9 protein-coding genes are annotated in these 14,092 nt (G+C 37.2%); 5 read left to right on the plus strand and 4 right to left on the minus strand.

What is annotated here, in order from left to right; translation table 11 throughout:
- Positions 1-14 precede the first annotated feature (14 nt).
- Positions 15-1,226 carry a tyrosine-type recombinase/integrase gene (locus PISS_RS18770; RefSeq protein ID WP_058156093.1) on the plus strand — a complete coding sequence of 404 codons (1,212 nt, stop codon included), beginning with the start codon at positions 15-17 and terminating at the stop codon, positions 1,224-1,226.
- On the plus strand, positions 1,226-2,425 hold the full coding sequence (locus PISS_RS18775; RefSeq protein WP_013463350.1) for a cation:proton antiporter: 1,200 nt from the start codon (positions 1,226-1,228) through the stop codon (positions 2,423-2,425). The genes PISS_RS18770 and PISS_RS18775 overlap by 1 nt, the downstream gene beginning before the upstream one ends.
- A 73-nt stretch (positions 2,426-2,498) precedes the next feature.
- Here PISS_RS18775 and ydiJ read toward each other — a convergent pair whose 3' ends face one another.
- The gene (gene ydiJ, locus PISS_RS18780; RefSeq protein WP_058156095.1) at positions 2,499-5,546 is read right to left on the minus strand and encodes a D-2-hydroxyglutarate dehydrogenase YdiJ; all 3,048 of its coding nucleotides are present in this window, start codon (positions 5,544-5,546) and stop codon (positions 2,499-2,501) included.
- Between the two features lie 144 nt (positions 5,547-5,690).
- On the opposite strand from ydiJ, the gene PISS_RS18785 reads away from it, so the two are divergent.
- Positions 5,691-5,909: a PGPGW domain-containing protein gene (locus tag PISS_RS18785; protein ID WP_013463352.1), complete on the plus strand. Its 219-nt coding sequence runs from the start codon at positions 5,691-5,693 to the stop codon at positions 5,907-5,909.
- Positions 5,910-5,956: 47 nt separating this feature from the next.
- Here PISS_RS18785 and ppsA read toward each other — a convergent pair whose 3' ends face one another.
- Positions 5,957-8,332, minus strand: coding sequence for a phosphoenolpyruvate synthase (gene ppsA / locus PISS_RS18790; RefSeq protein WP_058156097.1), 2,376 nt, complete (start codon positions 8,330-8,332; stop codon positions 5,957-5,959).
- 154 nt (positions 8,333-8,486) lie between these two features.
- Between ppsA and ppsR the strand changes: the two genes are divergently transcribed.
- Positions 8,487-9,296, plus strand: a complete 810-nt coding sequence (gene ppsR, locus PISS_RS18795; RefSeq protein ID WP_008464475.1) for a posphoenolpyruvate synthetase regulatory kinase/phosphorylase PpsR — start codon at positions 8,487-8,489, stop codon at positions 9,294-9,296.
- A gap of 90 nt (positions 9,297-9,386) precedes the next feature.
- Here ppsR and PISS_RS18800 read toward each other — a convergent pair whose 3' ends face one another.
- On the minus strand, positions 9,387-10,736 hold the full coding sequence (locus tag PISS_RS18800; RefSeq protein WP_024602472.1) for a class II 3-deoxy-7-phosphoheptulonate synthase: 1,350 nt from the start codon (positions 10,734-10,736) through the stop codon (positions 9,387-9,389).
- Positions 10,737-11,326: 590 nt separating this feature from the next.
- Here PISS_RS18800 and PISS_RS18805 point away from each other — a divergent pair.
- Complete coding sequence (locus tag PISS_RS18805; RefSeq protein WP_058156099.1) at positions 11,327-12,202, plus strand: DNA replication terminus site-binding protein; 876 nt, start codon at positions 11,327-11,329, stop codon at positions 12,200-12,202.
- A gap of 62 nt (positions 12,203-12,264) precedes the next feature.
- On the opposite strand, the gene PISS_RS18810 is transcribed toward PISS_RS18805, so the two are convergent.
- Entirely contained in the window at positions 12,265-13,479 is a 1,215-nt protein-coding gene (locus PISS_RS18810; protein ID WP_013463357.1) for a hypothetical protein, read from the minus strand.
- Positions 13,480-14,092 lie beyond the last annotated feature (613 nt).

Here is a 14,092-nt window from a genome sequence, read left to right on the forward strand (position 1 = left end):
TATATTTTACTATTATGCTTGTTGCTCTGGTCGATACATTAAAACAATTACGTTATCAAATAGCTCATCTTGAAGATAATACACTCTCATCAGAATATCCAGAACTAGCCTCTTTTATACAGCAAGTCAGCTTGACTGTAACTGAATCAAAGACTGATCTTAATTTTTTATACCAGTTTTTATATGTTTATGGACGAAAATCTGAGGCAACCTATAGTCGTTTTCGTAATGAGTTGGAACGTTTTTATTTATGGTCATGGCTTATAGCTGAAAAATCTGTATTTGAACTTAAGCGTGAAGATATTGAAGCCTATGTTGATTTTATGGTTGAACCGGATAAAAAATGGGCATCTACATCTGTTCAATGGCGTTATAAAGATGAGCAAGGAATTCGTCGGTTAAATCAAAATTGGCGCCCTTTCATGTTAAAAGAATCTATTGCGAGTCAGCAAACATTATCGGCCATGTTTACTGCCCTCAATGTATTTTATAAATTCGCTATTTTAGAAGAAAAAACCTTTGCTAACTTTGTACCTGTTGTTAAAAAAAATAGTCCCTACTTGGTTGTGCAATCGCAAATACAAATCCCCGATACATTAAGTGATATTCAATGGGAATATGTATTTGGCGTTACCAGAGATATATGCGAAAAAAAACCAGAGTATGAAAGAAACTTATTTACCCTCGCCTGTTTAAAAGGACTCTACCTTCGAATTTCAGAATTATCAGAGCGACCACAATGGTCACCTGTTATGTCTCATTTTTGGCAAGATAATGATGGCTTTTGGTTTTTACGAATAATGGGCAAAGGAAATAAATTACGCGATGTAACATTAAGTGATGATTTTCTTGAGTATTTAAAACGTTATCGCTTGTATCGAGGCTTGCCTGCTCTGCCCCGCGTTGATGAGTCAGACCCGCTAGTTCATAAAATTCGTGGTCAGGGTGGAATGACAGTAAGACAAATTCGCAGATTGGTACAACAAAGTTTCGATATTGCGCAACAATCTTTACTTGATGATGGATTTAAAGATGACGCGGAACAATTAGAAGCGGCCACTGCGCATTGGCTACGCCATACGGGGGCAACGCATGACGCGCAAACTCGCCCTTTAAAACATTTATCTGAAGATTTAGGCCATGCAAAAATTGCTACAACCGATCAAATTTATATTCAAACAAATATAAAAGAGCGGGCTAAATCTGGAATTAAAAGGAAAATTTAATGGAATACTTAGTGATCTCATTTATTGGCGTTTTATTTTTAGTTTATTCCTTAACATTTCGCCAACTAGAAAAAACCGAAGTAACAGGGCCAATGTTTTTTGTAATTGGTGGGATATTGCTTGCCACACTTTTACCTAACGAAAGTAGCAGAATAAAAACCGGCATAGATTTTTTACTGCCCTTTATAGAATTGACACTCAGTATTTTTTTATTTTCTGATGCGGCTAAGTCAAAATTAAGTGTTTTAAGACATAGCTTTCAGTATCCAAGTTTACTGTTATTTATCGCCCTCCCCTTAACGTTATTACTTGGGATTGCCGTTGGGTTATTTTTGTTTGCCGATTTATCTGTTATTCAAGCGGCGTTACTTGCAATAATATTAACGCCTACCGATGCGGCGTTGAGTAAAGGGTTATTGGCAAGTACGCAGGTACCTGAAAAAATTCGTGAAGGAATTAATACCGAAAGTGGTTTGAATGATGGTTTATGTGTTCCTATTTTTTTAATATTTATATTACTGGCAAAAAATCCTGAATCTGCAATTACAGCAACGCAAACGTTAAGTGTGTTTGGCAGAGAACTTGGTTTAGCCTTATTAATTGCCTTTACAAGTACCGCTATTTTTATTCCGTGTTTAAATTTTGCAATGAAGCGCCATTACTTTGCGCAAAACACGAGTCCTTTTTTATTATTAGGTTTTGCTATGGCGGTGTTTTCGATTACGCAATATTTTCATGGCAGTGGATTTATTGCGGTGTTTGTTGCGGGTTTATTATTTGATAAATACGCCACTACTAAAATAAGCAAAGAGTTGATAGAAGACTCAGAGCATATTGCTGACTTTACTTCTTTAATGATCTGGTGTTTGTTTGGATTTGTATGTGCTTATTTAGTTTTACCTAAATTAAATTTAGCGATAATAACGTATGCATTATTAAGTACGACTTTAATTAGAATAATACCGGTTATGCTGTCATTGCAATTTACAGCACTAACAATTAAAGAGCGTTTTACATTTGCTTGGTTTGGGCCAAGAGGATTGGCCTCAATTGTTTTTACCTTAATGGTAATAGACACACAAATAGAAAACAAATTTCAAATTGCGACCATTGCCATGACAACAATTTTATTTAGTGTGTTTATTCACGGTATTAGTACAAAACCTATAGCAGATAGTTTTGCTAAAAAAACTAAATAAATATAAGCAAAATAAAAAGGCGTACTTAATAATAAGTTACGCCTTTTTATTTTCAGCTTAATTAATTAAATTATTAACTAAGTACATTTGCCAGTAACTCTATCGGATGCTTGGGTTTAAACTTTTCATAACGTTTAACTTGGCTGCGACATGAGAATCCCGTTGATAAAAGTTGCTCAGGTTTATTTTTATCAACAATAGGTTTCCAACTCATTTCGTAAAGCGATCGAGAGTTATCTTGGTTTTGTGCTTCGTGGCCATACGTACCTGCCATTCCACAACAACCCGTATTTGTAGTGTTTAATGTTAAACCAAGTTCATCAAAAATAGTTTTCCAAACACTTGCCGCTTTTGGTAAAGCGGTTGTTTCAGTGCAGTGGCTCAATAACGTAAATTCAGTATTTAAATTTTGTTTAGCCGTTAACTGTTTAAACGATTGTGTTTCTAGCCATTCATGGGCAAGTAGCACATGAAAATCACCACGGTTATTTTCTAAAATTGTATTATATTCATCGCGATAACACATCACTAAAGATGCATCTAAACCTACTAATGGCGCATTGATCTCGTTAAGTTGATTTAGAAATTCTGCAGCATTTTTAGCTGTCACTTTAAACTCATGTAAAAAACCTTTCACATGTTGAGGCTTACCATTGGGTTTAAATGGTAACAACATGGGTTTTTTTCCAAGCTGTGTGATCAGTGTAATAAAGCTCTCAACCAATTCGGCTTCGTAAAAGCTGGTAAATGGGTCTTGAACAATGAGTACATACTCATTTTGCTCATCGGCGCTTAATTTTTTAAGTAAATTTAAATCAAATTTTTGCGCTTTGTTTATACGTTTACCGAGTGCTGGAATACTTAGCTGCGGGGTATCAACATAACCAACCGTTTTTTTAATGATGCTACTAACCAATGATGTTTTTACAATTGGGTTAATAATCCGAGCAAATTTTGACATTAACGGTGCGCTATTTTCGATATTACCCACTAAATAATCTTTCAGTGGGCGCGCATAATAACTATGGTAATAATTTAAAAAACGAGCTCGAAAAGTTGGTACATCTACCTTTATTGGGCAAGCGGTAGTACACGCTTTACATGCTAAACATTCGTCCATTGATGCTTTTACTTCGTGAGAAAAATCGTAAACGCCTTTATTTTTTTCACGGCTATGAACAAAACGCTCCCACCAGGTGATCACTTCACCTTTGTTTAGCTCTTTTTCTACTTCAAGCAAATTAACATCTTTTGACTCTTGAAGTCGTAACCATTCACGCATTAAACCCGCGCGACCTTTAGGTGAGTTACGACGATCGCCGGTCACTTTATAAGATGGGCACATTGGCGAGTTTTCATCATAATTAAAACACAAGCCGTTACCATTACAGGTCATTGCATTGTTAAAACTGGTTTTAACATCAATAGAAATTTGCTTATCGAAATAAGAGCGTTTCTGCCCATCAACACTAACTAGTGAGTCTTTACTTTCAATTGGCGTACATATTTTACCGGGGTTTATTTTATTGTTTGGGTCAAATACAGATTTTATTTTGCGTAATTGAGTAAATAAATGCTCACCAAAAAATTCAGGGCCGTATTCACTTCGGTATCCTTTGCCATGCTCGCCCCACATTAATCCACCGTATTTAGCGGTGAGTTTTACTACCTCATCTGAAATTGTACGTAGTAATTTTTCTTGTTCTGGGTCGCACATATCCAGTGCAGGTCTAACATGTAATACACCGGCATCAACATGGCCAAACATACCATATTGTAAATTATGGCTATCAAGTAGCGCTCTAAATTCGACAATGTAATCGGCTAAATTTTCAGGCGGTACGGCGGTATCTTCGGCAAACGCGAGGGGCTTTTGGCTTCCTTTTACATTACCTAATAAACCCACTGATTTTTTACGCATTGCATAAATTTTTAGTATATCGCTTTTATCGCTGGTTAACTGATAGCCAATAACCCCATTAGTTTGATTTTCAACGCACTCATCTAATAATTTACATAAAGTGTCTACTTTGTCTTTTATATCTTGTGGTGATACAGCATTAAACTCAACCATGTTGAGTCCTTGCATATCTTTATTTGGTACATCGGTTATTAAGTCCGATACTGAATGCCAAATAATGTCTTCGCGCGCAAGATTCAAAACTTTGCTGTCAACGGTTTCAACCGAGGTAGCACGGGCATCAACCAAAAATGGTGAATGGCGAAGTGCAGAATCAAAACTGTCATATTTTATATTGATGAGTGTTTTAAATTCAGCAATGGGTGTTAGGTTTAATTTCGCCTCAGTGACTATACCTAATGAGCCTTCAGAGCCTGTAATTAGTCGACTCATATCAAAAGTTTGTAAGTCTTCACTTAGTACATGCTCTAGGTCATACCCAGTTAAGAAGCGATTTAATCGTGGGAATTTGGCTAATATAGCGTCGCGTTCACTAATTGAAATATCTAAAACTGTTTTGTATATTTGCCCAATTAATGAGTCTTGATCGGCAATTATTTTTGCTTTTTCTATGTCTATTGGGCTGGTAGACATTGCTGTGCCGTCGAATAAATACGTGGTTAGCCCTAAAACATGGTCGCTTGTTTTGCCATAAACTAATGAACCTTGGCCAGATGCATCTGTACTGATCATGCCGCCAATAGTGGCGCGGTTACTGGTAGATAAATCGGGTGAAAAGAAAAATCCATACGGTTTTAAAAAGTCGTTAAGTTGATCTTTTATCACGCCCGTTTGAACTCGTACCCAACCTTCTTCTACATTTATTTCGAGGATTTCACGCATGTAACGTGATAAATCAACCACAATACCTGGGGTTAAAGATTGTCCGTTAGTGCCTGTGCCGCCACCGCGAGGACCAAAAGTTAACGACAAAAACGGGTCATGAGATGCAGTTTGTAAGGCAATTTGAATGTCTTTTTCGTTTTTTGGAAAAATAACACCTTGTGGAAGCTGCTGGTAAATACTGTTATCGGTTGATGCAGTCAGCCTCGTTGCATAACTGGCGTCTGTATCTCCAGTAAATCCTTGATTTTGTATGGTATTTAAGTAATTTGCAACCAATTCGGTCGCGGCATCTTGTTGTGTAATCGTTGCTATCATGGCGGCGCTTTTTAATGCATTTGTGTAATTATATCATGGTGATGGCTAATAGAAATTGAAGATTTTACAGTTTGTAACACTCTTTTAATCGTAATATGAGCAGCTCTAATTATAATCAAATTAAACGCCTACTATGAGGTTTATATGAAAAAACTACTTATACAGATCAGCGGGACACTGTTTATTTTATTAGGACTACTATTTGCCGTAGTACCTGGACCCTCGTTAATATTTTTTATTGCAGGTTTACTGTGCTTTTCTATGTATTACCCAAAAGCGAGAGGTTATTTAGCTTGGTGTCAAAAAGCGCTTACTCGCTCATGTGCCTATTTAGATAAAAAATTAGCAAAACACACATTTTAAGCCATAAAAAATGCCAGCAGATGCTGGCATTTTTTTAACAAGGTAATTTATTTAGCGAGTTTATCAGCTAAATATAACCATGTTTCTAGTACTGTATCTGGGTTAAGCGAGACAGAATCAATGCCCTGCTCTACTAACCATGCAGCAAAATCTTCATGATCTGAAGGACCTTGACCACAAATACCTACGTACTTACCTTTTTCTTTTGCTGTTTTAATAGCCATAGAAAGAAGCTTTTTGATTGCAGGGTCGCGCTCATCAAATAAGTGCGCAATTAAACCTGAATCACGGTCAAGACCAAGCGTTAACTGAGTTAAATCGTTAGAGCCAATAGAGAAACCATCGAAGTATTCTAAAAATTCTTCAGCCATTAATGCATTTGACGGAAGTTCACACATCATAATTACTTTAAGACCATTTTCGCCACGTTTAAGGCCATGCTCTTCAAGTAATTCAATAACGCGTTTACCTTCTTCAAGGGTACGTACGAATGGGATCATGATTTCGATGTTAGTCATATCCATAGTATTTCTAACGCGTTTTATTGCTTCACACTCAAGGGCAAAACAATCACGGAAATCTTCAGAAATATAACGCGCAGCACCACGGAAACCAATCATTGGGTTTTCTTCTCCTGGCTCGTATTGCTGGCCGCCCACTAAGTTTGCGTATTCGTTTGATTTAAAATCAGACATACGAACAATTACACGCTCTGGAGCAAACGCACAACCTAGGGTAGAAATACCTTCAACTAGTTTACCAATATAGAATTCAACAGGTGATTCGTAACCGGCAATCATGTCAGTGATTTCTGCTTTTAATGCATCTGTTTGTGCATCAAAATTTAATAACGCTTTAGGGTGAACACCAATCATACGGTTGATGATAAACTCAACGCGCGCAAGGCCAACACCTGAATGTGGTAAACGAGCAAAATCGAATGCGCGATCTGGGTTACCTACGTTCATCATTACTTTCATTGGCAGTTCAGGCATTTCGTCTACGCGTGAAGTTAACACTTCAAAGTCTAAAATACCTTCATAGATGAAACCTGTATCGCCTTCGGCACATGATACGGTAACTTCTTGACCAGCTTTAATTAAATCTGTTGCATTACCACAACCAACAACGGCTGGAATACCTAACTCACGTGCAATAATTGCAGCATGACATGTACGACCACCACGATTTGTAACAATCGCAGCCGCGCGCTTCATGATAGGTTCCCAATCTGGGTCGGTCATATCGGTAACTAAAATGTCACCTACTTGTACTTGGTCCATCTCTTTGATTGAATCAAGTACACGCACAACACCACTACCAATTTTATGACCAATTGCACGGCCTTCAACAACAACATTGCTGCTGCCATTCAGTTGGAAGCGTTCCATTACGTTAGTGTCTTCGTTTGAACGAACTGTTTCTGGACGCGCTTGAACTATATATAGTTTGCCATCGTTACCATCTTTTGCCCATTCGATATCCATTGGACGACCGTAATGTTTTTCAATGATTACAGCTTGTTTGGCAAGGTTTTGCACTTCTTCATCTGTAATCGAGAATTTGTTTGAAAGCGCTGGATCTACGTCAACAATTTCTACTTGTTTGCCGTGAGCTTTGTCTTGTGAGTAAATCATTTGAATGGCTTTAGAGCCAATATTACGACGAACTACTGATGGCTTGTTTTTAAGCAGCGTTGGTTTATGAACATAAAATTCATCAGGGTTTACAGCACCCTGTACAACCATTTCACCCAAACCATAGCTTGATGTAATAAATACAACATCTTCAAAACCAGATTCAGTATCAATACTAAACATAACGCCTGATGCTGATTTATCTGAGCGAACCATGCGTTGAATACCTGCTGATAAGGCAACACCACGGTGATCGTAGCCTTGGTGAACACGATAAGAAATTGCACGGTCGTTAAATAACGAAGCGAAAACGTGTTTGATGGCTGTCATTACAGAATCAATACCAACAACGTTTAAAAACGTTTCTTGTTGGCCTGCAAAAGAGGCATCTGGCATATCTTCAGCGGTTGCTGATGAACGAACAGCGAATGAAACATCTGCAGTTGTGTCGCCATGTAGCTGGCTGTATGCGTCGCGGATTGCTTTGTCTAGACTAGGTTGGAATGGGGTATCGATAATCCACTGGCGGATATCGGCGCCGACTTTGGCGAGTGTGTTTACATCATCAACATCGAGTGTATCTAAAATGTCATGAATTTTTGCGTTGAGTCCTGATTGTTCTAAAAACTCGTTAAAAGCGTCTGAGGTAGTAGCAAAACCACCTGGGACTTGCACACCTGCGTTAGCTAAGTTTGAAATCATTTCACCAAGTGACGCATTTTTACCGCCAACTCGAGGAACATCTTGCATACCAAGCTCTTGATACCAGAGAACGTATTCTTGCACGGATCTTTCTCCAAAAAACAAATTGTAGTAGTAACTGTGAGAGTTAAGAAAGAAAACCTTTTATAAAGGTCGCCACCATTCTACACTGGCAAACGTCCCCACGTAAACCGTGATACACTGATTTTAAAATTAAATGTAATAAAAAAGAGGCTTTATGAGAACTGCGTTTTATATTTCAGATGGCACAGCAATCACATCTGAAGTGTTTGGTCATGCGACTTTATCTTTATTCCCTGTCGAATTTAATCATAAAACAATCCCTTTTGTAGAAACTGAAGAAAAAGCGCATGAAATAAAAGCGCTTATTAACGCCACGTCATCTAAGCAAGGTGAAAAGCCTTTGGTGTTTTTTACTTTTGTGAATCATAAGTTGTCTGAGATTATTCGCTCAGCGGATGCAGTTTCATACGATTTTTTAAGTACCTATAGTGAAAAAATTGAAAAAGAATTAAATGTGGCGCCAGTACCAAAAGTACACAGAACACACTCTATTCATGAAAAAAGTTATGATTTTAGAATTGATGCCGTTAATTACGCGTTGATGAATGATGATGGTGGCAACATTAAAAACTTTGCGGAGGCTGATATTATTTTAGTTGGCGTTAGTCGAAGTGGTAAAACACCCACCAGTCTTTATTTAGCTTTGCAGTATGGCATTAAAGCAGCAAATTACCCGATCACCGAAGACGACTTAGAAAGCGAAGGTTTACCAAAATGCTTAGTGCCTTATAAGCATAAACTGTTTGGCTTAACTATTGATCCAGAGCGTTTGGCTGCAATAAGAGACAGACGCATGGCAAATTCAAAATACGCATCAATCAGGCAGTGTCGTATTGAAGTGCGCGAAGTTGAAATGCTGTATAAAAAACATAAAATTGCACATTTAAATTCAACTCACCATTCTGTTGAAGAAATTTCAGCAAAAATCATTTCTGATACAGGCCTTGAGCGTCGTAAGTACTAACAAACTAATGTGTGATTTAAGCGCGTAATCACAGTTAATACACAAAAAAGCCGCTAAATAAAAGCGGCTTTTGGTATTTATGAGCGGGTATTATTTACGCGCATCTTTTAGTAAATCAGCTACTAAAAATCCAAGCTCTAATACTTGATCAGCATTTAAGCGTGGGTCACATTGTGTTTTGTAGCGCTGAGCAAGGTCATCGTCAGATAAACCGTATGCACCGCCAGTACACTCTGTTACATGTTGGCCGGTCATTTCTAAATGAACACCGCCTGCGTAAGAACCCTCTGCTTTATGAACAGCAAAGAATTGGCTAATTTCGCGCATGATATTATCAAAGCTACGCGTTTTGTAACCTGAGCTGGCTTTTTCAGTATTGCCATGCATTGGATCTGAGCTCCAAATTACTTTGCGACCTTCTTGCTGTACTTTACGCACCAGCGCAGGTAACTTCTCTGGTAATACATCCGCACCCATTCGCGTGATAAGTGTTAATCGGCCTGGGATATTATCCGGGTTAAGCGCATCGATTAAACGGATAAGCTCGTCTGGATCCATACCTGGTCCAACTTTAACGCCAATTGGGTTTTTAATACCTTTAAAAAATTCAATATGGGCATGGTCTAACTGGCGAGTACGTTCACCAATCCAAACAAAGTGTGCTGAACAATCGTACCAGTCACCTGATAAATGGTCTCTACGTGTTAATGCTTCTTCGTAGCCTAGTAATAACGCTTCGTGTGACGTGTATAAATCAGTTTCTTTTAAGCTTGGCGCTATAGTTGAATTAATACCACACACTTCCATAAATTCTAACGCGTCTTGAATTTTGTCTGCAAGTTGTTGGTATTTTGCTTTTTGTGGATTAGCAGCAACAAAGCCCATGTTCCAACGGTTAACTTGATGTAAGTCGGCAAGTCCACCTTGTGCAAAAGCGCGTAGCAAATTTAGCGTTGCTGCACTGTGATGATATGCCGTCATTAAACGTTGAGGGTCTGGAATACGCGCTTCTTCAGTAAACTCAAAGTTATTTACTATATCACCACGGTAAGATGGCAACGAAACGCCGTCTATTGTTTCTAAGTCGGCTGAACGTGGCTTAGCGTATTGACCTGCCATACGTGCAATTTTAACAACCGGGCACTTTCCACCATAGGTTAATACTACAGCCATTTGTAAGATGGTTTTAAATGTATCGCGAATATTAGCGGCATTAAAGTCGCTAAACGATTCTGCACAATCTCCACCTTGAAGTAAAAAGGCACGGCCTTCGCATACGTCTTCAAGTTGTTTAAATAAACTTCTTGTTTCTTCGGCAAATACTAAAGGCGGTGCACTTTTCAACTGGCTTTCTACCGACTTTAATACGTCTTGATCTGGGTACTGTGGTTGCTGCAGTATTGGCAGTTCTCTCCAGCTATTTGGGTTCCACGATTGCATGTTCATTCCTCATTCCTATTACCTGATGTAATGAAATTAACGTATGCAGTGTGCTTTGTTCAAGGACTAAATACACTATTTACCAATTATTTAATTATTAGTTAAATTTTAATAAGATTTAAGAGCCTATTTTGAGTTACTTTTGATGAGCAAGTTTATAAAGCAAAAATAAATAAACATTTAAAAACAATAATCTAAGTAGGTAGAGTGTGCATTATAATGGCTTGAGTAGAAGCTTAACAGCTAAGCGATGGTGATACAGATAGTAATAGGAACACATCGTACTTAATTTGCGCTTATGTAATCTTAACTTTACGGGTAGTTTTAAAAAAGAATGCTACTCAATTATGCGCTTTTAAATATTTATGCTAGCGCTTCATACAAAGCTCAGTGCCTAACTCACCCCTTCTATTATTTCCTTTAAAATATGCGAAGCAAAAGTACTTAAAAAAACCATAAAGAACACATCATACTTAATTTAAATTGTTATAAATCTTAGCAATAGAATTTTATTTATAAAAAATCTATCAAAAGAAAAGGTTATTTGCGAAAATAGTGACTCAGTAAGATGTGTTCTAGGTGGGTAGCTAATGGTTACAAAGGTACAAATAAGAAGTCAGTTTGATTTACTCAATGAATTAACACTTAGCTTAATTGATGAGCTTAAAGAGGTTGGCTTTGCTAAAGCAGAGTATTTTCAATTACCTGAGATTAGTAGTACTGAAGAAAATATAATCCCTGAGTCTATAAGCGTTTCAAAAATAACAGGGGAATTGGCACATAAGGCAATTTTAAATGCTTTCTCAGATATGTATAAAAAGCCAGGGCTAAGCAGCCGAGTATTAAAGCGACACCCTGGTTTGCTAGTAATAAAAGAGGCGAATAAACAAGCCATTATTGATCGCATAGCACAGGTAAATAGTGCAAAAGCAGCTTTTAAAAATTGTATTTTAGCAATAGATAATAACGACGCGCGATTTGAAGCGGTGCATAATGCAATGCCAAATTTAATAACGCTTGCGGCGTATCGTAAAATTCATAGTGAAATTGAATCCCCTTTTTCTGTTCGCTTTACTTGGATGCATAAACACGCAACCAAAACACTTACAAAAAAAATGGCGCTTGAAATGTTAGAAAAATCGGCAGGCTATAAAAACCCGCGAATGATTGATCAGCAAAAATGGCAGTCACTGGTTGCACAAGAACAGGTTCGAGTAGCCAGTTTGGGTGAAAAAGAAAAATTGCGAATTAGGCGCCCTACTCGAGTTAGTCCTCAAGTTAATGTGAGGTACACTGCACAAAATCGCTATCATGTTAGTGCTGCTTTACCTTTTATACTAATTAACCCACAGCCCGACGTAAAATTTGGCGAACTACCGAATTACGAAAAACCCTTATCGCATCCCCGAAAACGCGAATATGATTTTCTAGTGGACCGATTATATTTAGAACAAGTAACTAAATAAATTATGTTAAAAAGGCCACATTATGTGGCCTTTAATATATTTGTTGGTAAAAATAAATAGAATTACTTTTCTACAATTTCTTCCAGCTTATCTTCATCAATCAATACCGCATTTTCAACAATGCGTTTGCCGCCTTGTATTTCAATACGCTTATTGTGTTTATTTAATGCCAATATCTCATCACAAAATTGATCAGACGGGTGCATTTCATAAGTGTAATCGACTATGTTGCCGGTTTTATCATCTTTAACATTGGTAATGCTGTATTCAGATATTGCTCCTTTTTCAATTAAATCTTTCATCGTGGTTGTCATATCACGACGCAGTGCTTTTAATTTATTTTCGGTAATATCATCCGTTGAGTAAATAGAGCCATATTTTTCCATAATAGAAAGTAATCTAAAATGGTAGGTTTTTCCTGGTGCTGCATAACGCCATAAATGATATAAACGTAGCATCATCCAACGCGATAATCCGCGTTTTAATTCTTGTGCACTGTTAAAGTAATAACCTTTGTATTCAAGGTTATCAATCATGTTATGTACAAATGCATTTAAACACGCAACACATTTTACGTTTCCGCCTTGGCCTTTCTTACCACTAAAGTGCAAAGACGATAAAAAGTTCATATTCGACTCGTAAAACGAATCATCAATATCAGAATTTTTAGTATCCGTTGCAGAATATTTAAAAGAAAGTTTAGAACCTTGCAATGCTTCAAGCGACTCTTTAATTTGCGGATATGGCATAGATTGGCCAACCGCTTTAAGCTCTTGTGCTAATTCGTTCATAGAAAACACAACGGCATATTGAATACCGGACTTAAAATTAATTTTTACAATTTTACCTTTTGAAGCTAGGCGAATTAATGCGCGCTCTACTTTTTCTTCTCTATCTGATGGCCACACTAAATATTCTACATCTTCGCCATCTTTACGAGTACTGACCACAGCCGGTGTTATTTTTATTTCGCCGTCATATAAAATACCATCTACTTTTTCAGATATTTTACGCGTAATGATGGTTTTTTTAGGGGCTTCTTCAAGTGGCAGTTTTTTGTGGCCTGAGCGAACAAAACGTCCCCACAGATCATAATGGTTAAATGTGTTAGAGTAAGCGCGTAACCCATGGGCTGCATTTTCTATCGAAATTCGCACATCTTTATTATCTGTAAATAGTGCTAGGCTTTCGTTATCGATCGCACTTTCCACCCCGTGAATTTGGCCCCTAAGTGTATCGGGCAAGTTATCTACCGAGATGTTGACCTTTCGGCTCATGGTTTTTATTTCCGTTTTTATTGTGACAGCTAATAACAACACATAAAGCCACAAAAGTTAAATGTTTAAGTTAGTATAAAAGTGATCTGACTTCAAATAAAATGCTCAGATCAGTATTTTACTAAGGAAAACTTAAGACAAGCGTTTTCAGATCACATTTTTACTAACTGAGTGTTGATAAGCCAAATTTTTACTAACTAAATAATAATTTTGTCCATTACAAAGTGTTTTTTTTTATATTTTACACGACAAATTATATAAAAATCTTAACCCACTGTGGATAAGCTTAGTTCGAGTTAGCATAGATCTGATCTGTACTTACTACAGATCAGATCTATACTAATTAAACCATGCATTATCACTATTGCTTAGTGCATAACTTTATAATTTACTTAGTAAAAATATGATCTACAGGTAGTTATTTGTGAGTAACTCAGTGCTTAACCTGTGCGTAACTTAGATTGTAAATATTCGCTTAGTAAAAAGCTGATCTGCAAGTAGATAAGGATCTGATCTTAACCACGTACAATGCTGATCCACTATTTTTAATATTATTTATATAAATCATTACGTTATATATGTATTTTACACCCTTAGCCTTTAATACCTTATA

This window comes from Pseudoalteromonas issachenkonii (assembly GCF_002310795.1).
GTDB lineage: Bacteria > Pseudomonadota > Gammaproteobacteria > Enterobacterales > Alteromonadaceae > Pseudoalteromonas > Pseudoalteromonas tetraodonis.